Source organism: Microbacterium lacus (assembly GCF_044794305.1).
Lineage (GTDB): Bacteria > Actinomycetota > Actinomycetes > Actinomycetales > Microbacteriaceae > Microbacterium > Microbacterium lacus_B.
The window spans coordinates 3,277,624-3,299,528 of record NZ_CP084996.1 but is presented as its reverse complement, the minus strand read 5'-3'; the positions used below and the strand labels follow the sequence as shown (position 1 = coordinate 3,299,528).

The following is a 21,905-nucleotide window of genomic DNA, read 5'->3' as shown; positions in this document are numbered from 1 at the left end:
CGCGACCTCAGCCGTGTACAGCGACGAGCGCGCGCCGGATGTTGTCGGGAAGGTCGAGACCATCGGCGTCAAGACTGATGGAATTCTCGTACGCGTGCTGGAACGCGGCTATTGCGTGCGCGTTTACTCCTAGTCGCTCCAGTCCCACTCGATTCGCACCGCGGACGAGCGCCGGTGTGCCGTATGCCATCGCGAACGGCGGGATGTCGCGAGTCACAGTCGAACCCATTCCTACCATCGCACCCGCGCCGATCAAACGGAACTGGTGCACCTGCGACCCGAGCCCGACGTTGGCACCGTCGCCGACCGTCACGTGCCCAGCGAGCAGGACGCTGGAGGCCAGCGTGACGTTGTCGCCGATACGACAGTCGTGTGCCACATAGACCTGATTCATGAGGAAACCACCGTCACCGACGGTGGTGCGCACCTTCAGCCCAGAGTGAATCTGCGCATACTCCCGGATGACGTTCGCGGAGCCGATGATGACCCCGGCGCCTCGAGAATCGCGATCAGATCGGGGGTGCGCGAACGAACGAACCTCGGGCGGTGCGCCGATGACGACCCCCCCGCCGATCCAGTTCTCGTCACCGACCTCGACATTCCCGCTGAGGACGACGAACGGGCCGATTGTGTTGTCACGCCCGAGACGAACGTCTGGGCCGATGACGGCGGTGGGATGGATGTGGTTCATGGGTAAGTACCGCCCACGTCCAAGCCTCGTTCGACCTGTTCGTCGTAGGGTGCCCGTTCGACGTTGACCGAGCCCTCCGCAGCCAGCCGGCGTCTCATGAGCAGGACGGCGATGGCCGCTGCGCCCGCAGCGGCGACGTCGGCGACGGTGAACATCATGCGCGAGATCACCGTCATTGCGACCGCTTCCGGAAGGGTGAGAAGGAGAGTGAGCGCGCCGATCAGCACCGCCTCACGCGCACCCAATCCCGAAGGCAACAGGAATGCCACCAGGCCGGCCGTGAAACCGATCGACATCGCGCCCGTGATCAGCACAAAAGTGCCGAAGTCGGGGTCGACGAGGGAGTTCACGAGCAGGAAGAGGTGGCCGCCGTAGCAGATGTACGAAGCAATCGCGGCGCCCAATGCACCGGCGATGACCCGGAACGAGACCTGATGATCCAGTGGAGGGCGCCGGAAGACCTTCAGCACGAGGGAGGCGAGCCACGTCATCACCTTGGGATGCAGGCAGATGAGGCCGATGGGGAGCAAGGCGAACAACCACAACAGTTCGGGCTGATCGCGCACGATGATGGGGAGAGCGAAGGCTCCGAGAATGAGCGAGGCCACAACTCCCACTCCCGCGGCGTACAGCGACGTGATGAGCACCCTCGGTCGCGCGATGCCGTACTGACGACCGAGCTCCATCTGCATCACGTACGACCAAACGGACCCGGGGACGTACTTGCCGAGCTGGCCGACGAGCACCACCTGCGCCCCGCGGAGGATCGGGACACGAGCGCCGAGACCGTTCAAGATGATAATCCACGAGAGCGTGCCAAATCCCAGACCCACCGCGACCAGCAACATGGACAGGATGATGGAGGTCGGTGCGATGACTTTGATCGCTTGCGAAACCGCGTCCCATTGCGCAACCAGATAGGCGACGGCGAAACCGACCACGGTCACCAATAGCACGTAGCGCAGTATCAATAGCGCCCACGACCGGGGGCTTCTCTTGGAGGGAATGAGAAATCTGCCTCTCTGGGTTTCGCAACGGCATGCGGCCACACTGGGCGTCGTTGCCTCGCAAGTATGCTTGTGAGGTTCACACTGAAACTCGAGTGAGTAGGTCTCATGATACCCATCACCGTCGTGGAGTTCGGCAGCGAGGAAGAGCAGCTCGTTCTCGAGGTGCTCCGCTCCGGCCGCGTCGCCCAGGGTCCCCTGGTAGCACGATTCGAGGAGCTCTTCGCAGAGATGACGGGCGTCAAGCACGCCATTGCCGTGAATAACGGCACCACGTCGCTCATCGCAGCGATGCAATGCTTCGATCTCGCGCCCGGAGATGAGGTCATCACGAGTCCGTTCACCTTCGCCGCCTCCCTCAACGCGATCTTGGAGGCTGGGGCGACAGCCAGGTTCGCCGACATCTCCGAGGATGACTTCAACGTCGATCCGTCATCCATCGCCGCCCGCATTTCCGATCGGACGCGCGTGCTCATGCCCGTGCACCTGTACGGGCAGGTTGCCGACATGGAAAGGATCATGCCGCTCGCCGAGGCGCATGACCTGCGCATCCTCGAAGACGCCGCTCAGGCGCATGGCAGCGCGCAGGGAGGCAAGTCAGCAGGTAGCTTCGGCGTCGGATCGTTCTCTTTCTACGCCACCAAGAACATCACGACGGGCGAAGGAGGCATCGTCACGACTGACGACGACGCACTCGCCGCGCGGTTGCGCATCCTTCGCAACCAGGGCATGCGCGCGCGATACGAGTACGTCATGCAAGGGAACAACTACCGCATGACCGATCTTCAGGCGGCACTGGGCATCCCCCAGATCGGCCGTTACGCGCAGACAGTCGCGAAGCGGGGCGAGAACGCAGCGTATCTGTCCGAGGGACTCGCCGGCGTCGACGGGCTCATCACTCCGCGCGAGATGCCCGGGCGCTCGCACGTCTGGCACCAATACACAATTCGGATCACCCCTGACGCTCGCCTGTCCCGCGACGAGTTCGTCGAGAAGGTGACTGCCGCCGGTGTCGGCGCAGGCGTTTACTACCCGCACCTCGTCTTCGACTACGACGCTTACCGTGACCGTCCAGACGTGGTCATCGAACCCACTCCTGTCGCCGAGCGGATCGCTCGCGAAGCTGTTTCGTTGCCCGTGCACACGCATCTCACCCGCGCGCAACTCGACGAGATCATCTCGACGACGCGTCACATCCTCGGAGCGGACGCGTGACCCGCATTGCCCTAGTCGGCGCAGGAACGATGGGTTCGTATCACGCGCGCGTTGTGGCGTCTTCGAGTCGGGCCGAGCTCGCACGTGTGATCGATGCCTACCAGCCCGTCGGAGAAAACATCGCGGAGCGCTATGGCGCGCGTTGGAGCGCCGAGCTCGGAGACCTCGACGGGATCGATGCCGTCATCGTGGCCGCCTCCACTGAGGCCCACTATCCGCTTGCGAAGCAGGTACTCGATGCTGGCATCCCACTCCTCGTGGAGAAGCCGGTCGTGAACGACCTCACCCGCTCACGCGAGATCGTGGAACGGGCAGAGCAGCTTGACGTGCCGATTCTGTGCGGGCTCCTCGAGAGGTTCAACCCCGCCGTGATGACAGCCCGCCATCTGATCGAGAACCCCGTCCACGTCACGGCCACGCGCCACTCCCCGTACGCGCCGCGCATCAAGACCGGCGTCGCGTGGGACCTCCTGATCCATGATGTTGACCTCGCGATCAACATCCTCGGCGCGCGGCCAGTGACCACAACCGGCGCCATCGGCTACTTCCACCCCGATTCCGTCGCGGGCGCCGAGGATGTGGCATCGGCCACCCTCGGCTTCGACGGCGGCCAGGTCGCGCAGCTGTCTGCTAGTCGGATCGGACAGAAGAAGGATCGCACCATGACGGTGCATGAGCTCGATCGACTGATTGAGATCGACCTTCTCCGACGGGACGTCACCGTCTACCGACATGGGGTCATCGATCCTTCAGACGACGACGGTCGCGGCTATCGCCAGCACACCTCGATCGAGATCCCGGAGATCACCAACGCGCGAGAGCCGCTCGCCGCGCAGTTCGACCACTTCCTGGATCTCATCAACGGTTCGGCTGATGCTGCGGCCGAAAGGCGCGCGATCCTCCCGTCGCACGCGGTGATCGCGGAACTCCTCTCACCGCGCGCGTAGCCGGACGTCGGGTGCGGCGCCCGACGCCCTCGGCTGTGACGACCAAACCGGATGTCAAAGGTCGCTAAGTCCATCAGCGTCCTGTGAGACGTCCATCACGGCTGTCAGGCGAATGACCGAGATCACGGGGGTGTCGTCAAGAACGTCGGCGCGGTCGGTTCGGTGAGATCGACGGTACCGATTTGCCGCGCGGGGACGCCTGCGACGATCGCCCGGGACGGGACATCGCCGGTGACGACGGCGCCTGCGGCAACGACGGCCTCATCACCGATCGTGACTCCCATGTTGACGACGGCGTTCGCGCCGATGAAGACACGATCACCGATGACTACGGGCGCCCTGTCGACGATCGCGTACTCGCGTCCGGAGACGCAGCGCTTGGCACTGGAATGCGTGTAGATGTGCGCACCGGACGAGATGTCGCACCCCACCCCGATCTCAAGGCCGCCCGAACCGTCAATGATCGTGAAGGCTCCGATCCAGGTTCCCGCGCCGACGATGGGTTCGCCGATCACCCACGCATGGGGATTGAAGCGATTCTCTGGGAGGCCCGCAGTCATGGTCGGCCTTTCTGACGCTCCCGTGCGCGGAGCAGGATGCGCACGGGAGTATCGACGTCAGGAGTTCTGGACGAGACGGGTCATCCCGTCATTCACGTCGACGATCGCCGTAAACCCGAGCACTTCCTGTGCACGAGTGATGTCGGCAGCTCGGCGCGACACGAGGACATCGCGCGGGTTGAACTCCGGCTCCACATCGGCGCCGACGGCGGCGATAAGGATACGTGCGAGCTGCTCGACCGTCGTATCAATCCCGGTGCCGACGTTGATCGGGACGTTGCCCTCCTCCGATGTAAGGGCGAGGACGACCGCGCGGGCGATGTCGGTCACGTGGATGAAGTCCATCGACTGCTTGCCCTCACCGTCGATGACGGGAGCCTCACCGCGCTTGAGGCGGTTGACGAAGTGGTTGATGACCGACGTATAGTACGCAGTCGTCTTTTGGCCCTCGCCGTAGACGTTGAAGAAGCGCAACGCGATCCACGACAATCCCGAGCGGCGGTGATAGTAAGCGAGGATGTCCTCGCCCGTGCGCTTGCCGATGCAGTACGGGGTCAACGGGTTGAGCTTGTCGTCCTCGTGCATGGGCAATTTCTCTGGGTCGCCGTAGACCGATGCGCTCGATGCCTGCACGATGCGCTTGACACCGAGCGCCGCCGCCGCCGCGACGACGTTGTGCGTGCCGACAACGTTGATGTCGAAAGACGAGTACGGGTCGGCGACGCTCTTGTTGATGGAGTCGGCGGCGAGGTTGATGACGTAGTCGTATCCGCGCATGGCCGCGAGGACGGCGGCGCCGTTGCGAATGTCTTGGTCGACGACATCCACCCGACCGCTCGCAACCAGCGCGTTCGCCCGATCGCGGTCACCGCGGACCATGTTGTCGAAGATGCGGACGCTCCATCCCTCATCCAGCAGACGCTCCACAACATGGAGGCCGATAAAACCCGCTCCGCCGACGACGAAGACCTTCTTTTCAGTCATTGCAAACCCTTCTCTGGTGGTCATTCGGGGCGCTCACCGCGCCAGGTCGACAGCTTCGGCAAGCACCTCGACGACCCGATCCACGTCGGCCTCGGCGAGGTTGGCGTGCATCGGAATGGCGAGATGGCGCATCCACAGGTTCGCGGATACCGGAAGGTGGCCCTCGAAACCGTAGACGGGCTGAACATGTGAGGCGTAGGTGCCGAAGTTGCACTGGACGCCGTTGGACCGCAGGTGCTGGGCGACGAGACCACGGTCGATTTCGCTGTCGAGCGTAATGACGTACGACTGCCAGGGGTGCACCCGATCATCGAGAGCGATCGGCGGCGTGACACCTGCGATATCAGGGAGACGCTCACCGTACATGGCGGCGAGCTCGCCTCGACGGGCGACGAGGCCGTCGAGCCGATCCAGTTGGGCGAGCATGATCCCCGCGGCGACATCCGACATGCGGTAGTTGTAACCCGCTTCGTCGAACGAGGGGATCGGCAGGTCGGTGCTGGCCTCGCGAGTAAGAGCTGGTGCGATGCCGTAGGTGTGGAGCTTACGAGCGTGGTCGGCCCACTCCTGATTATCGGTCGTCAGCGCCCCGCCCTCGCCCGCGGTGATGCCCTTACGCCCATGGAAGCTGAAGGTGGCGATATCGGCGAGGCTGCCCGCGCGGCGGCCCTTGTAGGAGGCACCCGCGGAACAGGCCGCATCCTCCACGAGCCAGAGCCCGTGCTTGTCGGCGATGACTCGCAACTGGTCGAAGTCGGCAGGCTGACCGAAAACGTCAACGGCGATGATTCCGACAGTGCGTGGAGTGATCGCCGCTTCTACCGCAGCCGGGTCGATGGTCCAGATGTCAGGACGGATGTCGGCGAAGACAGGCGTGGCTCCGGTCCAGACGACACTGTGCCCGGTCGCAGGGAAGGTGTAGTCGCCTACGATGACCTCATCGCCCGGCCCAGCTCCGAGGACGGCGAGGGCAAGGTGCAGGGCAGAACCGCAGTTGCTGGTCGCCAATGCATGCGAGGTGCCCGCAGTGGTCGCGAAGCGACCCTCGAACTCGCGACACGTGGGTCCGGCGCCCGAGAGCCAGCCTGACTGGAACACTCGACTGACGGCTTCGAGTTCCGCCTCTCCGACGGTGGGCTCGCCGAGCGCGACGGTGTGCGGCATGATCTGCCTTCCTGTGATTGGGACGTCTGGGGCTACTCACCACGACGTTGAGTCAGTTTATCCCGACGGCCCTGTGCGCAAGATGCACAGGCGGTGTAGGGCGTGGTCACGGTCGTGGTGACCTCGTAGATCCGCATCGTCGTCGGGCCGTCGCATGACTTCTTCGGCGACTACCTCGTTCGATAGGTGATACCGTCACGCCATCCGCGGAAGAACGCCGTGATCTTCTCGCGTCGACCGCTCTCGCGCAGGAGAACCTTCGCCCACGCCTTCGCTGTGAAGATGAGATCTTCCCAGAACCAGTGGCCCAGCCCGAACCGCTTGATGAGGATCATCCGATTGCGCGCCATGTAATAGTGACGAAACGGCGAGTAGTTCGACAGGAATATCCGCTGCCCGAGCAGTGTGGTGGGATCGGAATCTCCAAAGCGATGCTCGAGGACGGCGTCAAAGACCTTGTAATTGCGCATGCCGTAGAGACGGGCTCGTAGACAGATGTCGTGGTCGACGTAGTCGATGAAGAGTGGCTCGTCGTGGAGGCCGATGCGGTCGACTAGTGCTCGCGAAAACAGGGATCCGGAGCTGATGAGCACCGGGACCGCTCGTGCACCGCGACCGGACTCGCGACGGTAGATGACTCCCGTCGCGTGCGAGCGCAATGCCGGAGCGATGATGCCTGCAGAAGGTCCGGCCGCGGCGTGGGCCGCGAGCAGACGATCAAGCATGCTCTCCGTCACCGTGCTGTCCTGATCGAAGATCCAGACGAAATCAGCGCCGTCGGCGAGACCAGCACGCATTCCGGCATTGAACCCAGCTGCGACCCCGAGATTCTCGGGATACGCGAGCACGGTGACGGCCTTCTCAGCGGCGAGGTCTGCGAGCAAGCCTCGCGACGTGTCGTCAGCGGCGTTGTCGACGATGTAGACGTGGTCAGCCTGCCGCAGCAGTTCGCGCACATTCTCGATGATGGCCGGCTCCGGATGGTACGAGAGGACCACCCCCACGACGCGTGGTTGCGTCGATTCGGTCATCTGATCCCCTTTCACAGCGCCCTCCCCTTCGCGAGCTCTGTTTTCAGGTACTCCCAGAACTCCTGCTTGAGATCGATCATCGCAAGATACTGGTTCGAATCCTCCAGCGTGAGCTCTATGGGAGTGTCGACCTTCTCGACCCGCCAGCCGCGTGATGCTGCGAAGGCGCTCGTCCACAAGTCCTCGATGAACGCGAACCGACCAGGCAGCCGCGTGAAGAACCCCCGCTCACGCACGATTGAAGAGTCGCACACGGATCCCCCGGTGCCAACGTAAGTGGCCTGTTGACCGGGAGCCGCCTCAGCGCGCTCCCAGTAGTTGCCGACGATCACGAACGCCCAGAAGCCCGCATAGGTGTTCGGTGCGAACGCGTCCAGAAGGTCCCTCACGAAATGGCTCGAGACGTTCTGGTCATCGTCGAGCATGAGGAATGGCTCCGGCGTCGAACGCCTCGTGATCCCGTGCGCCACGATGAAGCGAGCAATGCCCCCGACGTTCCACCTACTGCTGTAGAACTCGATGCTTGCCAGCGCTCCCGGCGCGCCGAACGCCTCGATCTCGCGCAGGTAGAGGGCATCATTCTGGCGCTTGTTGTTCCATAAGATCAGGCGAATCGGCGGGGCGTCCTCTTGCACAGAGAGCTGACGAAGGACCTCCCCGAGACGTTGCGGGCGATTCCACAGACACATGATGAGCGGCACCGCGCCAGTACGATCCTCTCCGGCCAAGCGCTGCAGTCTGACTCCGAGAGCCACGTGCGCCAGGACGTTGAACCGCCAGACCATGTACCCGACGCCGACCCGCGCAAGGCGCGGAGCAGTCGCACACCAGCGGAGCAACCGCCCCGCAAACCGTCGCGCGCGCCCGGCGATGCGACGAGCGCGCCGGAGCAGGGCTCGAGGCGCCCGGGGCAGTCGCCGGATGAAGGAACGCGGATCGGATGGCGAGGACACGACGTCGGTGGGCTACGCCGACGCGCCGAGGTCGATGAACTCGGGAATCATATAGATGATTCCGGCAGCGGGAGCGAACGGTGCGGCGTTGAACGAGGCCGCAAGGCGGACGTCATCGAGATGTCGCCCAGCTGAGTCCATGAGAGACACATTCACGAAGTACTTGCCCTCCCCGAAGCGCGCGTCACGCAATCGAAACTGGACGGTACGACGCCCGACCAACCGTGAGAGCTGAACTCCCATGCGGTCGTTGGTCGTGCCGTAGACGGCGGTCCCCAACACATTGTCGATCTGTATGGCGCACCTCCAGTTCTCTACTGGAGCCGTCGATTCGAGTTCCACCGAGACGATGATGTCGCTGCCGGGCAACACCTCTCCGCTTGCGTTGCCGTCTATCACGGCGAGGTCGACGCTGACGATGTGCGGAAGCACACCGGAGTAATCGGCATCCTGCTCGGTGTGCTCGTGCTGATCCTCGTCGTGGCGCCGCTCTTCCAGCAGATCACGGAAGCGCGCGACAGCCGTGGAGGGGTCTCCGTCGTACACGACGACGCCCCTGTTCAGGAGCACCGCGCGATCACACAGCTCGCTGATCTGGCCCAGCGAGTGACTCACGATGATGATCGTGCGCCCCTCCGCCTGGAAGGAGCGGATCTTGTCGAGGCACTTGCGCTGGAAGGCCTCATCGCCGACCGCGAGCACCTCATCGACCAGGAGGATGTCGGGGTCGGTATGCACCGCCACCGCGAACGCCAACCGGACGTACATGCCGGACGAGTAGAACTTCACTTGGGTGTCGATGAAGTCGCCGATTCCCGAGAATGTGACGATGTCATCGAATCGGTGGCTGGTCTCCTCCCTGCTGAGCCCGAGCACGGCGGCGTTGAGGTACACGTTCTCGCGCCCAGTCAGGTCGGGGTGAAAACCGGCGCCCAGTTCGAGCAGCGCCGCCAGGCGACCGCGCTGCGCGACCGATCCTGTCGTGGGTTCGATGATTCCGCCGATGACCTTCAGGAGGGTGCTCTTGCCCGAGCCGTTGTGCCCGATCAGACCGATCGTGCTTCCTGCTTGGATGTCGACGCTCACGTCTCGCAACGCCCAGAAGTCCTGTCGATGCTCGCGCCCCGCGCGGCCGAGCGTGACGATTCGCTCTTTGATCGACGAGTCCTTTCGGACCGTGAATCGCTTCGAGACGTCGCGGATGCGGACGACGTCGGGAGCGGAAGTCGATCCGGAAGTGGCTGAGCTGGTCATCAGATCTCCTGCGCGAAGTTTCCCTGCAGTCGCAGAAAGACGCGGTGGCTCGTGAAAAGAAGAACCAATCCGATGACCAGCGCGATTGCGAGCCGAAGAAGGAGCTCGTCAGGCTGCACCGCATCAGCGCCGGCTACCCAGAACGCCTCCTGGAAGCCGATGACCGCGAGGGTGAGGGGATTGTTCGTGTAGACCTCGAGCAGGAACGACGGTCCCAGGATGTCGCTCACCATCTGCCACGAGTAGACCACGGGACTTGCCCAGAAGAGCAGCAATGTACCCACTTCGACGAGGTACTGGACATCGCGAAGATAGACGTTGACTGCGGAGAACAGCAGTCCGAGCGCGGTCCCGTACACGAGCAGCACTGCGACTGCGGGAAAGACGTAGAGGATCTCGATATGCAGAGGCGGCTTGCCCACGAGCAACGTGGCGCCGATGAGCACAACAAGTTGCACGAGGAAGTTGAACAGGGCGGAGCCGACACTAGCGAGCGGGAACACCTCACGAGGGAGGTAGACCTTCTTGACCAGCCCCGCGTTTGCAAGGATCGACCCCGTTCCGCCCACGACGATCTCGGTGAAAAGGCCGACGGCGACGAGGCCCGAGAAGATGTATACAGCGAAGTCATCGATGCCCTTCGCCGCGCCGATGAACTGGCCGACGACGACGAAGTAGATCGCCAACTGGATGAGCGGGCGCGCCAACGACCAAAAGAAACCGAGCGTCGAGTCCTTGTACTTGGCCTTCAGGTCGCGACGGATCAGCAGATCGAGCATTTCGCGCTGCGCGCCGAGCGCCCGCACAGAGGCGGCGATGTCCTTCGGGCGCATACCCGTCGATGCACCCACCGGGCGCATGGGCAGCTCGCGGAGCCTCTGGAAGCGCTCCAGGGCGGCGTTGTCGGGCGAAGAGGACATCCTCACGATCCTACCGACGCGAAGCTGAGTGACTGCCTCGATCGGGCGGCAGCTCCGGTCAAGACCGGGATCGGCGCAGGACGCGGCGCGCGACAGCTCCGATTTTGTCGGCAACCCGGACAACCAAGCGGTCCTTCTCACTACGGAGCAGTGCGGCAAGGTGGTCCCGCTCGGCCGCGAGTCGATCTCGATCCGCCACCGCCGAATTGCGTTCGCCGATGGCGCGGTCACTCACACGATGTGCTTCTGTGAGTTGGTCGCGCACCTCGAGATATCGGGCGTCCGCTGTCGCCTCGAGTTGTGCCATCAGGCGACCGATCTCGGCGAGCTCCTGACTCTCTGCCGCGGTGTAGACGATGTCAGGGCGGTGCCCAGTCAGCATCGGTGATTCGAGCACGGTGAGGCGGCCATCCTCAGTGAGGGAACCCGATGCGAGGAGCTCGACCACCTCTTCCGGCGTTGGATGCTTGGCGACGTACGCAGCCTCGAGCCGGCCTCCCTGCCAGCGCCTGAAATCCTGCATTCCATGGTGTCGCGGGCTCGGTGTGAGGTCGGGATTGGCGACGTAAGCCTCGCCCGCCGCGCGAACCTTGTGCTCGTATTGCCGCCACGAACGCCACGGAAGGTGCAGCACCTCAAGGTCAGAGCTCGTGGCGCCGTCGCCCCACCCGGGAGCGGTCACGAAGTGATTGCCCTGGCTGACCTCGACCGCGGCATGCGCGCGGTGCACCGCATCCGCCGTCGGGTGAAAAGGGATTCCGGATCGGTGGAGTTCGTCGTCCGCGCGCGTATCGCGGAAGCGCAGCCGCGTCAGTCCGCTCCCGTCCTTCGCCGGAGCCCCGGTGAGGTTGACGACGGGCACAGTGAGGTATGGCGTCGCATCAACGACTTCTGCAAGGACATCTCGGACCGTCTGACTCGGATCGGTCGTCACCCAGAACTCGTCCGCGTCCGCGTTGATCACCCAATCGGCGCCCAAATGCGATGCCGCGTACCGAGCCATCTTCGTGACCGTCGTGTACTGCTGCTTGCGATGCACGGGATCGTCCCAGACCGTTGCGAATCCGTCGTCGACGAACCCGCGCAGTATGGCAGGGGTCTCGTCAATCGAGCCATTGTCGGTGACGAGGACGTGGTCCACGCCCTGGGCCTTATGATGCTCTAGCATCGCGGCCAGGATGTCTGCTTCGTCGCGAACCATGAGCGTCATGACGATCTTCAACGCGGGATTCCTCGGCATTCGATGATTCGGGTATCGGCATACGTAATGCTCGCCTGTCATCTTGGCACGGATTGCGTACGTTTCTCGCGGGCTGGGGACAACCTGATCAGGGCGACCGGCGCCGCAACCTCCCGACCGTGCGGCCGAACCTGCTCGACGGATCGATCAGCCAGCCGAGTTTTCGGCCGAGACGTGGTCGCAGTCCGAAGTACATGCGCACGAAGTCGCGCAGGCGCCCCTGCCCGACGTATCCCGCGCGCTTGAGGAAGAGGATTCTGTCGACGCTGTCGCCCGGGATTGTGGCGGACATCTGATCGAAGTTGAATTCCATCGAGGTATGGCTGATGGCCATGTACTCCGCTGTCGAGACCGTCCGCGTGTGGTACCCCAGTTCGGCAGCCGCGTACGAGGGCAACCGCTCGAGAACATGGGCGAGACCGCCGTCGCGGTAGGCCTCGGCTCCCCCGAAATCGGCGAACTTCCATTTGTGCTCTACAAGCAGCCGGAGCGCCTCCGGGCGAGCGATGTACATCGAGCCGTAGGGCGCGAGCGGAGAGATCTCGTCGAGCGGCACATGGATGCCGAGCCGCCGGCAGAGCTTCTCGAATGCGGGCTTGTTCGACCACCAACCCCGCCCCATTGTGGGGTAGCCGATATGGATCGTCGGCGGATAGACCATGCCCAGCCCCGACTCCTTCTGAAAGAGCGCCAGCACGTTCGCGCTGTAACCGGGACTGTTGAGCAGATTGTTGAACTGCTGCGACTTGAAGTGACGACCCACGTTGAATCCGTCTTGCGGAGTCTTCTTGGAGTGCAGCTTCACCACCAGGTCGTACTCCCCGCTGAGCAGCACATCGCGGCACCCCACGAGGAAGGCACTCTGATCACGCCCGTCGTTCGAGGCCATCACGCGCACTTCGACTTTGCGACCCGCACGGGCGCGACCCGCGAGGATCACTCGGATCGCGTCGGCACGGTCGGCATCCGGTGTAGTCACGACTATGTCGGAGATCGTCGGCAGCGTGTCAATCAGATCCACCATCTCGTTGGTCATCTCGACGTAGAAGATGTGCAGAATCGCGGCGATGCGGAAAGGGCGATCGGGGTCGTAGGACACGTCGATCTCGGGGAGCACCTCGAGCATCGCCGCATCGGTGTTCAAGATCTTCGGCTCGACGTTCTTGGCGAGGTTCCGCAGGATGAGCTCGACGGGATACCCGTACCGATCGGCGTCTGCCAAGATCCAGCGTCCGATGACGGCGTGGCGGTCGAGGAACGGCGGATAGTGAAAGAACGGCCGCCGCTTCAACACCGGACACCCGTCAGCAAGCAGCAGATCCGGATTGAACAGCGCCGGATGATCCGTCGGATAACCCTCCGACCCGAACGCCACCTCATGCCGGAAACCCCGTGACGCGAAGTACTCCGTGAACACCGCCTCATGCTTCAACACCGCATCGAAGTAGTCCGGCATCTCCGGCAGATCACGCCAATACGCCGCCCACTCGGGCGACAAGAACATCTCCCTGCGCACCGCAATCCAAAACGACTGCAGGTGATAGTGCAGCACACCCTTGCCCGTGAACGGATTCGGCTCCTCCCGGGCATGATCGGTCATCCCCCAGAAATGAGCCTCCCCCGCCCCCATCCGCTCGAACACCGGCCCATACGGACGCACCGGACCAAACCACGTGTCATTGGTCAGCAGGATCTCATCGAACTCCGCGATCCCCGCACCCACATGATCCAACGCATCCCGATGAGCCCAGATATCGAACCCGACATTCTCCCGCACCAAGATCTCATCCGACACCGGCTCCAGCTTCGCCCGCCCCGACTCCGACAGCGAACCATTCACCACCACCAGCACGCGCGCCGCATGCTCCCGCAAACCCGCCAACGCGAACGGGATGTAATCCTCCACATCCCCACGCCGATCCCACACCACATACACCACAAGACGACGACCACCCACCGGAAACACCCCCGGCGCCACCAACCGACCCCCCGATTCCGTCACGCTCTCCCACTCACTCGAGCGCGCGCTGACTTAAGGGAGACCACACCGAAGCGCGCGAGCCGATAGAACGGATCGATCGCGCGCGACACCCTCGGGTGGTTCAGCCGCAGGTACATGCGGGCAAGGCCCGCCACGCCACCATGACCAGTCCACCCTGCGCGGTGAAGGAATTGGATCTGTTCGATCGGGTACCCCGGAGTCGTGGATGAAATCTGGTCGAGCTTGTACTCGAGTGACGTGTGGCTGATCTCGGCGTGCTCCGCATTCATGATCGTGCGGACGTGGAAACCTCGTTCGCCCGCCGCATACGCGAGGAGGCGTTCCTGCGTCGGCCCGAGGGGGGCATGCGGGAAATCCTTCGACGGCGCGTAGTCGTCATAGGTCCATTCCCTTGAGATCAGCACGCCGAGTGCGTCAGGGCGTCCGATCCACATCCCGCCCAACGGCGCGAGCGGAGAGACCTCGTCGATGGGCACGCGGATGCCGAGTTCACTCGCGATCGCTTCGGCCCGGGGACGGTAGTACGACCACGCACGACCCATCGTTCCGATGCCGATGTGCACCGTCGGCGGAAACACTGCCCCTAGGCCAGGCTCTCGCTGGAAGAGTGCGAGCACGTTGGCGGCGTAGCCGGGTGTGCCGAGGAGGTTTTCCAGCTGATGTCGAGTGAAGTACCGACTCGAGTTGTAGGACTTGCGCGATGACTTCTTGGAGTGAATCTTCACAATGAGGTCATACCCGCCATCCCGTACGACATCGCGACAACCGACCAGGAACGCACTCATGTGGCGTCCGGCCTTTGAGGGCACAAGTCGGAGGTCGCGGCGCCCGAAGTTGAGGTCCCTCCGGCGTTCGAGCACCTGCCCAATGGCGACAGCACGCTTCTCCTCGTTGGTCGTGATGAAGAGATCGATGGGACCCGGCAGCCCCGCCACACGCTCAAGCATCTCCTCCGCCATGTCGACGTGGACGATGTTGAGGATCGCGGCGATGCGGAAAGGGCGATCGGGGTCGTAGGACACGTCGATCTCGGGGAGCACCTCGAGCATCGCCGCATCGGTGTTCAAGATCTTCGGGGCGACATTGCGCGCGAGATCCTGCCAGAGGTGGGCCATCGGGTACCCGTACCCCTCCACCTCGCGCAGGATCTCGCGTCCGATGACGGCGTGGCGGTCGAGGAACGGCGGATAGTGAAAGAACGGCCGCCGCTTCAACACCGGACACCCGTCAGCAAGCAGCAGATCCGGATTGAACAGCGCCGGATGATCCGTCGGATAACCCTCCGACCCGAACGCCACCTCATGCCGGAAACCCCGTGACGCGAAGTACTCCGTGAACACCGCCTCATGCTTCAACACCGCATCGAAGTAGTCCGGCATCTCCGGCAGATCACGCCAATACGCCGCCCACTCGGGCGACAAGAACATCTCCCTGCGCACCGCAATCCAAAACGACTGCAGGTGATAGTGCAGCACACCCTTGCCCGTGAACGGATTCGGCTCCTCCCGGGCATGATCGGTCATCCCCCAGAAATGAGCCTCCCCCGCCCCCATCCGCTCGAACACCGGCCCATACGGACGCACCGGACCAAACCACGTGTCATTGGTCAGCAGGATCTCATCGAACTCCGCGATCCCCGCACCCACATGATCCAACGCATCCCGATGAGCCCAGATATCGAACCCGACATTCTCCCGCACCAAGATCTCATCCGACACCGGCTCCAGCTTCGCCCGCCCCGACTCCGACAGCGAACCATTCACCACCACCAGCACGCGCGCCGCATGCTCCCGCAAACCCGCCAACGCGAACGGGATGTAATCCTCCACATCCCCACGCCGATCCCACACCACATACACCACAAGACGACGACCACCCACCGGAAACACCCCCGACGCAGTCGGCGACGGACCGACCGGCGGCATCAGCGGTTGCCCTGCGCGAGCGCCTTCAGCAGGTAGGCGCCGTAGCCGCTCTTGACGAAGGGCTCGGCGCGTGAACGGAGCTCATCGTCGCTGAGGAAGCCCATACGCCACGCGACCTCTTCGGGGCAGCCGATCGACAGGCCCTGGCGCTTCTCGACCGTACGAATGAAGTCCGTAGCCTCACTCAGGGAGTCGAACGTCCCCGTGTCGAGCCATGCCGTCCCGCGTGGAAGCAATTCAACTCGGAGGTCGCCGCGCTCCAGGTAGACCTTATTGACGTCGGTGATCTCAAGCTCCCCGCGCGGCGACGGCTTCAGGTCCTTCGCTATCTCAATGACGTCGTTGTCGTAGAAGTAGAGCCCGGGTACGGCGTAGTTGCTCTTCGGGCGAGACGGCTTTTCCTCGAGCGACACGACGCTACCGGCGTCGTCGAACTCGACGACGCCGTAGGCAGTTGGGTCGTCTACCCAATATCCGAAGACAACGCCACCGGTGAGATCCGTGTACTGACGCAGACGAGTGCCCATCCCCTGCCCGTAGAAGATGTTGTCACCGAGTACGAGTGCGGCCGAGTCGGATCCGATGTGCTCTTCACCCAGGATGAACGCTTGCGCGAGACCGTCGGGAGAGGGCTGGGTCTTATAGGTGATCGAGACGCCGAAGCGATCCCCGTCGCCCAGAAGCCGCTGGAACTGCTCAGAGTCCTGCGGCGTCGTGATGATGAGGATGTCGCGGATCCCCGCCAGCAGCAGGGTCGAGAGCGGGTAGTAGATCATCGGCTTGTCATACACCGGTACGAGTTGCTTCGAGATCCCGAGCGTGATCGGGTGCAGCCGGGAACCCGTGCCGCCAGCCAAGATGATTCCGCGCATTGGTCTAGTGTCCCATTGCGTCGCATGGGAGCCAACCGAGAGCCTCGCATCTGTCGAGTCCACAAGAAGCACCCACTACCCTGGAACGATGCGCAGACTCCTCGTCACCGGGGGTGCCGGCTTCATCGGCTCCAATTTCGTCCACCACGTCATTCAGCACACTGACGACCATGTCACGGTGCTCGACAAGCTCACCTATGCGGGCAACCGCGCGTCCCTCGACGGCCTTCCTGCCGATCGCCTGACATTCGTGCAAGGCGACATCATCGATGCCAAACTCGTCGACCGCCTGACCGCGGACGCGGACGCGGTCGTGCACTATGCCGCGGAGTCACACAACGACAACTCGCTGCACGACCCGCGGCCCTTCCTCGACACGAACATCATCGGCACCTTCACGCTGCTCGAGTCCGCCCGCAAGCACAGCACCCGCTTCCACCACATCTCCACCGACGAGGTCTACGGCGACCTCGAACTCGACGACCCCGCGCGTTTCACGGAGCAGACTCCGTACAACCCGTCGTCGCCTTATTCCTCGACGAAGGCCGGCAGCGACCTGCTCGTGCGCGCGTGGGTGCGCTCGTTCGGCGTGCGCGCGACGATCAGCAACTGCTCCAACAACTACGGCCCCTACCAGCACGTCGAGAAGTTCATCCCCCGCCAAATCACCAACGTGCTACGCGGCATCCGCCCCAAGCTCTATGGCAAGGGCGAAAACGTCCGCGACTGGATCCACGCTGACGACCACTCCTCGGCTGTCCTGACCATCCTCGACAAGGGCGAGATCGGCGAGACATACCTCATCGGCGCCGACGGCGAGAAGGACAACAAGACCGTCGTCGAACTCATCCTCCACCTCAGCGGACAACGCGTCGACGGCTACGATCACGTGACCGACCGCGCCGGCCACGACCTGCGGTACGCGATCGACTCCACCAAACTCCGCACCGATCTGGGCTGGACTCCGACCTACCAGGATTTCGAAGCCGGCCTCGCCGCCACCATCGACTGGTACCGTGCCAACGAGGCCTGGTGGGCACCGGCGAAAGACGGCGTCGAAGCCTTCTACGCGGCGAAGGGCCAGTAGTGACCGAGTACGGCAAGCCCCTGGAGCCGACGCAGACGACGATCCCCGGCCTGGTGGTCTGGGAGCTTCCGCTCCACGGCGACAGTCGCGGATGGTTCAAAGAGAACTGGCAGCGGGAGAAGATGACTGCGGCAGGGCTTCCTGACTTCGGGCCGGTGCAGAACAACATCTCTTTCAACGATGCCGTCGGGACGACCCGCGGCATCCACGCCGAACCATGGGACAAGTGGGTTTCGGTGGCGACCGGCCGCATCTTCGGCGCCTGGGTCGACCTGCGAGAGGGGTCGACCTTCGGTGCTGTGTACACCACCGAGCTCGACCCGTCGCGGGCGATCTTCGTGCCCCGCGGTGTGGGCAACGCGTATCAGACCCTCGAACCCAACACCGCCTACGCCTATCTCGTCAACGACCACTGGTCGCCCGATGCCGAGTACACGTTCCTCAACCTCGCCGACGAGTCCGCCGCGATCGCGTGGCCGATCCCGCTTGCAGACGTCGAGATCTCATTCAAGGACCGCGCGCACCCGCGACTCTCCGACGTTGTGCCCATGGCACCACGCAAGATGCTCGTCATCGGTGCAAACGGCCAATTGGGCATGGCGTTGCGCGCGGAGTTCGGGGACAGCGCGCACATCGAGTACGCAACGCGCGACGACCTCGATCTCGCATCGGCGGAGCTGACCTCTGCTCGACGCTGGCGAGACTACGGCGTCATCATCAACGCGGCCGCCTACACAGCCGTGGACCGTGCAGAAACGGCGGAAGGCCGGGCGGATGCGTGGGCCGCCAACGCTACGGGCGTCGGCGCTCTCGCCCGCATCGCGGCGGAGAACGCTGTCATCCTCGTGCACGTGTCGAGTGACTACGTCTTCGACGGGTCCTGCGATCGTCCCTACCGCGAAGACGACCCGCTGTCACCCCTCGGTGTCTACGGTCAGACGAAGGCTGCCGGAGACATAGCTGTCACCACTGCAGCGCGGCACTACGTCGTACGTACGTCGTGGGTGATCGGTGAGGGCGGCAACTTCGTGCGGACCATGGTGTCGCTCGCAGAGCGAGGCATAGACCCGAAAGTCGTCGACGATCAGATCGGCCGCCTGACATTCACATCGGACATCGCGCGAGGCATCCGTCACCTCATCGAGAGCGGGGCGCCGTTTGGCGTGTACAACCTGACGGGAGCGGGCGAGCCGACCTCGTGGGCGGACATCGCGCGCGCCGTCTTCACGCTCACCGGCCATGACCCGGAGCGCGTCACAGGTGTCTCGACCAAGGCGTACTTCGCCTCGGCAACGGCTCCCGTCGCGCCTCGGCCACGCAACAGCGTGCTCGAAATCGAGAAGCTGGCTACCACAGGCCTGGTTCCCACAGACGCGCACGACGCGTTGCGTGAGTACCTCGCGGCGCGCTGATCGGCGTCCGACCGCTCATCCCGTAGCGCTGATGGTGCCACCCTCGAAGCTCTGGGCACACGTACCGTTCGCGCATGTCATCGCAGACGTCGGCCATCCATAGCGTCCCGCGGCGCCACCGGTAGCGAAGTACGCATCGCGCACCGCACCCGACACTGCAAACGCAGCACCGACGGATGGCTTGTAGAACACCGCACCGTTCGCGAAGCCCTCCGCGAACCCGCCACCGTTGTACGCGTAACGAACGAAGCTACCCGCGGTACGAGTCCCGAGGACCCCGCTGGACGCATTGTGCGCGGCATCGATCGCCGGATCGCCGACACGCGCGCCCGCAGCGGCGGTCCACAGCAACCAGCCGCCGTCGAACTGCTGACGACACCCCGTCGACCCTTCGCACACGGCCGCACCCGTCGGGAAGCCCAGCGAACCCGCCGCACCTCCCCGCGCGAAGTACGCATCACGCACCGCGCCCGACACGAAGAACGCCGGACCACCCGACCGGTAGTACGCCGAACCATTCGCGAACACCTGCCCGAGCCCGCCACCGTTATAGGCCACCGACAACACACCCGACAGAGGAACACCCCAGGTGCCCGCTGCGCCACCCGCCGCCTCAAACAACGCCCGCACCGGACTCACCACAGGAAACACACCCGCCGAGGATGCCACCACAGTGCCACCCTCGAAGCTCTGGGCACACGTACCGTTCGCGCATGTCATCGCAGACGTCGGCCATCCATAGCGTCCCGCGGCGCCACCGGTAGCGAAGTACGCATCGCGCACCGCACCCGACACTGCAAACGCAGCACCGACGGATGGCTTGTAGAACACCGCACCGTTCGCGAAGCCCTCCGCGAACCCGCCACCGTTGTACGCGTAACGAACGAAGCTACCCGCGGTACGAGTCCCGAGGACCCCGCTGGACGCATTGTGCGCGGCATCGATCGCCGGATCGCCGACACGCGCGCCCGCAGCGGCGGTCCACAGCAACCAGCCGCCGTCGAACTGCTGACGACACCCCGTCGACCCTTCGCACACGGCCGCACCCGTCGGGAAGCCCAGCGAACCCGCCGCACCTCCCCGCGCGAAGTACGCATCACGCACCGCGCCCGACACGAAGAACGCCGGACCACCCGACCGGTAGTACGCCGAACCATTCGCGAACACCTGCCCGAGCCCGCCACCGTTATAGGCCACCGACAACACACCCGACAGAGGAACACCCCAGGTGCCCGCTGCGCCACCCGCCGCCTCAAACAACGCCCGCACCGGACTCACCACAGGAAACACACCCGCCGAGGATGCCACCACAGTGCCACCCTCGAAACTCTGGGCACACGTACCGTTCGCGCATGACTCGTCGGCCGTTGGCCAACCAAGTGGCCCGGCCGCACCGTTGAGAGAGAAGTACCCACCACGCATCGGGTCGCGCACGATGAACGTCCCCGCCGTGCCCGAGTAGAGCGAACCCGCCGAGAAAAGTTGGCCTATCCCGTTGCCGGTCGAGAGTGCGAGCGTTTGTTGATTGAGCGCAGGCCATCCCATGTTGCCGTCCGCGCCACCTCGGACGAAGTAGTAGTCACGCAGCGGCCCCATCCGCACGGTCTTCGCCCCGTGCGCGTAGCTCCAGTAAATGGACCCGAACTCGTACGCTGTCCCGAATCCTCCGCCATTCTTGGTGAGCTCGACCAACCCGGTCGTGGCCGCGCCCAGGCTCGCGGCGCCACCTTGGGCGTTGTACTCAGCGAGGATTTCGGCACCGGCGTCGCGCTGGGTCGACCCGAACCAGTCGGTGAAGAACTGGAAGAAGTTGCGATTGCCGTAGCTTGCACACGGGTCAGGCGACGCGCTGTAACCCGCGGCCAGGGCACTCCCTGTCGGCTGATAAGGGGTGTAGTAGTAGAGGTTCGCCGTGGCTTGGTTTTGGATGTACACCGGAGAGGTGCCGCAGGCGGCATTGGGGTGGTAGCGCACATTCCACGTGTTGCCCGGCGCATACCAGGTGAAGATCCTCGTGGTCCCAGGCGGGTTGGCGTACCGCTTCAGTTGCCAGGCCGCTCCCTGGACTTGGTTGAAGAATCCGTAGTACCGAGTGTCGCACGCGGCGGTGTCGGGACACCCTTGCCCCATCGCCGCTTGATAGTTCCAGGCAGACGGTGCCGAGGACAAGATGAGGCCCTGCTCCTTCTGAAGCATCACGAGCAGGACCTGCGGGTTGATTCCGCACGACTGCGCGACCTTGTAGATGATGCGGGATGCACGTTCCCGCGTTCCACCTTGATAGGCGCCGCACATGGCGTCAGCGGGGATGGAACGCGTGTTGTCGTACCAGTCTTTGAGGCAGACGAAGTTCGACGAGCACGTGCGCACTTTGCCGTCGAGGAACGTTTGGATTTGCGCCTCGGTCATCGTGCCGCGGTTGAAGAACACTGCGTCACTGATGATATTGCCCGGATTGAACTTGGACAGATCTGCCATCTTCACCGGGCCGCCGAGAGCGGCCTCACTGAGTGATGCGGGGAGCGATGCTGCCTCCACCGAAGCCGGCGTGCTCCCTGAGGCGGGCGCCGCCGTGAGTACGCCGAGCACCAGTGCTACAACGGCCGTCACACTGGAAAGAATCGTCCTGAATGACACTTCG

General features: G+C 63.8%; 18 protein-coding genes. 4 read left to right on the top strand and 14 right to left on the bottom strand.

From position 1 onward, the window contains the following. Nucleotides 1-7 precede the first annotated feature (7 nt). Together LG299_RS15485 and LG299_RS15480 are read right to left on the bottom strand one after the other, a co-directional pair. The gene (locus LG299_RS15485) at nucleotides 8-691 is read right to left on the bottom strand and encodes an acyl-ACP--UDP-N- acetylglucosamine O-acyltransferase (protein WP_404431817.1); all 684 of its coding nucleotides are present in this window, start codon (nucleotides 689-691) and stop codon (nucleotides 8-10) included. After that, the gene (locus LG299_RS15480) at nucleotides 688-1,647 is read right to left on the bottom strand and encodes a lysylphosphatidylglycerol synthase domain-containing protein (protein WP_404431815.1); all 960 of its coding nucleotides are present in this window, start codon (nucleotides 1,645-1,647) and stop codon (nucleotides 688-690) included. Before LG299_RS15480 ends, LG299_RS15485 begins: the two co-directional genes overlap by 4 nt. A gap of 159 nt (nucleotides 1,648-1,806) precedes the next feature. Here LG299_RS15480 and LG299_RS15475 point away from each other — a divergent pair, with 159 nt between their 5' ends. Both LG299_RS15475 and LG299_RS15470 read left to right on the top strand, forming a co-directional pair. Then, a complete protein-coding gene (locus tag LG299_RS15475; protein ID WP_404431813.1) occupies nucleotides 1,807-2,913 on the top strand; it encodes a DegT/DnrJ/EryC1/StrS family aminotransferase in 1,107 nt (368 codons plus the stop codon). Continuing rightward, entirely contained in the window at nucleotides 2,910-3,860 is a 951-nt protein-coding gene (locus tag LG299_RS15470; RefSeq protein WP_404431811.1) for a Gfo/Idh/MocA family oxidoreductase, read from the top strand. The genes LG299_RS15475 and LG299_RS15470 overlap by 4 nt, the downstream gene beginning before the upstream one ends. Before the next feature lie 122 nt (nucleotides 3,861-3,982). Here the strand turns inward: LG299_RS15470 and LG299_RS15465 are convergent, their stop codons facing one another. The 11 genes from LG299_RS15465 to rfbA all read right to left on the bottom strand — a co-directional run bounded on the left by LG299_RS15465 (nucleotide 3,983) and on the right by rfbA (nucleotide 16,765). Beyond that, nucleotides 3,983-4,420 carry an acyltransferase gene (locus tag LG299_RS15465; RefSeq protein WP_404431809.1) on the bottom strand — a complete coding sequence of 146 codons (438 nt, stop codon included), beginning with the start codon at nucleotides 4,418-4,420 and terminating at the stop codon, nucleotides 3,983-3,985. Nucleotides 4,421-4,477: 57 nt separating this feature from the next. Beyond that, the gene (locus LG299_RS15460) at nucleotides 4,478-5,404 is read right to left on the bottom strand and encodes an NAD-dependent epimerase/dehydratase family protein (protein ID WP_404431807.1); all 927 of its coding nucleotides are present in this window, start codon (nucleotides 5,402-5,404) and stop codon (nucleotides 4,478-4,480) included. Between the two features lie 33 nt (nucleotides 5,405-5,437). After that, nucleotides 5,438-6,568 (bottom strand): DegT/DnrJ/EryC1/StrS family aminotransferase, encoded by a 1,131-nt coding sequence (locus LG299_RS15455; protein ID WP_404431805.1) that lies wholly within the window; start codon nucleotides 6,566-6,568, stop codon nucleotides 5,438-5,440. A gap of 170 nt (nucleotides 6,569-6,738) precedes the next feature. After that, entirely contained in the window at nucleotides 6,739-7,599 is an 861-nt protein-coding gene (locus tag LG299_RS15450) for a glycosyltransferase family 2 protein (protein WP_404431803.1), read from the bottom strand. An 11-nt stretch (nucleotides 7,600-7,610) separates the two neighbouring features. Next, complete coding sequence (locus LG299_RS15445; RefSeq protein ID WP_404431801.1) at nucleotides 7,611-8,384, bottom strand: hypothetical protein; 774 nt, start codon at nucleotides 8,382-8,384, stop codon at nucleotides 7,611-7,613. A gap of 180 nt (nucleotides 8,385-8,564) precedes the next feature. Further along, nucleotides 8,565-9,806 (bottom strand): ABC transporter ATP-binding protein, encoded by a 1,242-nt coding sequence (locus LG299_RS15440; RefSeq protein WP_404431799.1) that lies wholly within the window; start codon nucleotides 9,804-9,806, stop codon nucleotides 8,565-8,567. Further along, nucleotides 9,806-10,726, bottom strand: a complete 921-nt coding sequence (locus LG299_RS15435) for an ABC transporter permease (RefSeq protein WP_404431797.1) — start codon at nucleotides 10,724-10,726, stop codon at nucleotides 9,806-9,808. The genes LG299_RS15440 and LG299_RS15435 overlap by 1 nt, the downstream gene beginning before the upstream one ends. Nucleotides 10,727-10,784: 58 nt before the next feature. After that, on the bottom strand, nucleotides 10,785-11,966 hold the full coding sequence (locus tag LG299_RS15430) for a glycosyltransferase family 2 protein (protein ID WP_404431795.1): 1,182 nt from the start codon (nucleotides 11,964-11,966) through the stop codon (nucleotides 10,785-10,787). 88 nt (nucleotides 11,967-12,054) lie between these two features. Next, nucleotides 12,055-13,968 carry a rhamnan synthesis F family protein gene (locus LG299_RS15425; RefSeq protein ID WP_404431792.1) on the bottom strand — a complete coding sequence of 638 codons (1,914 nt, stop codon included), beginning with the start codon at nucleotides 13,966-13,968 and terminating at the stop codon, nucleotides 12,055-12,057. Continuing rightward, the gene (locus LG299_RS15420; protein WP_404431790.1) at nucleotides 13,965-15,797 is read right to left on the bottom strand and encodes a rhamnan synthesis F family protein; all 1,833 of its coding nucleotides are present in this window, start codon (nucleotides 15,795-15,797) and stop codon (nucleotides 13,965-13,967) included. Before LG299_RS15420 ends, LG299_RS15425 begins: the two co-directional genes overlap by 4 nt. A 95-nt stretch (nucleotides 15,798-15,892) precedes the next feature. After that, nucleotides 15,893-16,765: a glucose-1-phosphate thymidylyltransferase RfbA gene (gene rfbA / locus LG299_RS15415; protein ID WP_404431788.1), complete on the bottom strand. Its 873-nt coding sequence runs from the start codon at nucleotides 16,763-16,765 to the stop codon at nucleotides 15,893-15,895. A gap of 88 nt (nucleotides 16,766-16,853) precedes the next feature. On the opposite strand from rfbA, the gene rfbB reads away from it, so the two are divergent. Both rfbB and rfbD read left to right on the top strand, forming a co-directional pair. Continuing rightward, entirely contained in the window at nucleotides 16,854-17,852 is a 999-nt protein-coding gene (gene rfbB / locus LG299_RS15410) for a dTDP-glucose 4,6-dehydratase (protein WP_404431786.1), read from the top strand. Continuing rightward, a complete protein-coding gene (gene rfbD, locus LG299_RS15405) occupies nucleotides 17,852-19,264 on the top strand; it encodes a dTDP-4-dehydrorhamnose reductase (RefSeq protein WP_404431784.1) in 1,413 nt (470 codons plus the stop codon). Before rfbB ends, rfbD begins: the two co-directional genes overlap by 1 nt. 15 nt (nucleotides 19,265-19,279) lie before the next feature. On the opposite strand, the gene LG299_RS15400 is transcribed toward rfbD, so the two are convergent. Continuing rightward, nucleotides 19,280-21,874, bottom strand: a complete 2,595-nt coding sequence (locus LG299_RS15400; protein ID WP_404431782.1) for a hypothetical protein — start codon at nucleotides 21,872-21,874, stop codon at nucleotides 19,280-19,282. Between the last annotated feature and the right edge of the window lie 31 nt (nucleotides 21,875-21,905).

What these genes read in the sequence shown, in the direction of transcription:
- LG299_RS15450 (WP_404431803.1), bottom strand. Translation starts at nt 7,599, where the DNA reads ATGACCGAATCGACGCAACCACGCGTCGTGGGGGTGGTCCTCTCGTAC.
- LG299_RS15455 (WP_404431805.1), bottom strand. Translation starts at nt 6,568, where the DNA reads ATGCCGCACACCGTCGCGCTCGGCGAGCCCACCGTCGGAGAGGCGGAA.
- rfbA (WP_404431788.1), bottom strand. Translation starts at nt 16,765, where the DNA reads ATGCGCGGAATCATCTTGGCTGGCGGCACGGGTTCCCGGCTGCACCCG.
- LG299_RS15440 (WP_404431799.1), bottom strand. Translation starts at nt 9,806, where the DNA reads ATGACCAGCTCAGCCACTTCCGGATCGACTTCCGCTCCCGACGTCGTC.
- LG299_RS15430 (WP_404431795.1), bottom strand. Translation starts at nt 11,966, where the DNA reads ATGCCGAGGAATCCCGCGTTGAAGATCGTCATGACGCTCATGGTTCGC.
- LG299_RS15485 (WP_404431817.1), bottom strand. Translation starts at nt 691, where the DNA reads ATGAACCACATCCATCCCACCGCCGTCATCGGCCCAGACGTTCGTCTC.
- LG299_RS15475 (WP_404431813.1), top strand. Translation starts at nt 1,807, where the DNA reads ATGATACCCATCACCGTCGTGGAGTTCGGCAGCGAGGAAGAGCAGCTC.
- LG299_RS15465 (WP_404431809.1), bottom strand. Translation starts at nt 4,420, where the DNA reads ATGACTGCGGGCCTCCCAGAGAATCGCTTCAATCCCCATGCGTGGGTG.
- LG299_RS15445 (WP_404431801.1), bottom strand. Translation starts at nt 8,384, where the DNA reads ATGGTCTGGCGGTTCAACGTCCTGGCGCACGTGGCTCTCGGAGTCAGA.
- rfbB (WP_404431786.1), top strand. Translation starts at nt 16,854, where the DNA reads ATGCGCAGACTCCTCGTCACCGGGGGTGCCGGCTTCATCGGCTCCAAT.
- LG299_RS15435 (WP_404431797.1), bottom strand. Translation starts at nt 10,726, where the DNA reads ATGTCCTCTTCGCCCGACAACGCCGCCCTGGAGCGCTTCCAGAGGCTC.
- LG299_RS15460 (WP_404431807.1), bottom strand. Translation starts at nt 5,404, where the DNA reads ATGACTGAAAAGAAGGTCTTCGTCGTCGGCGGAGCGGGTTTTATCGGC.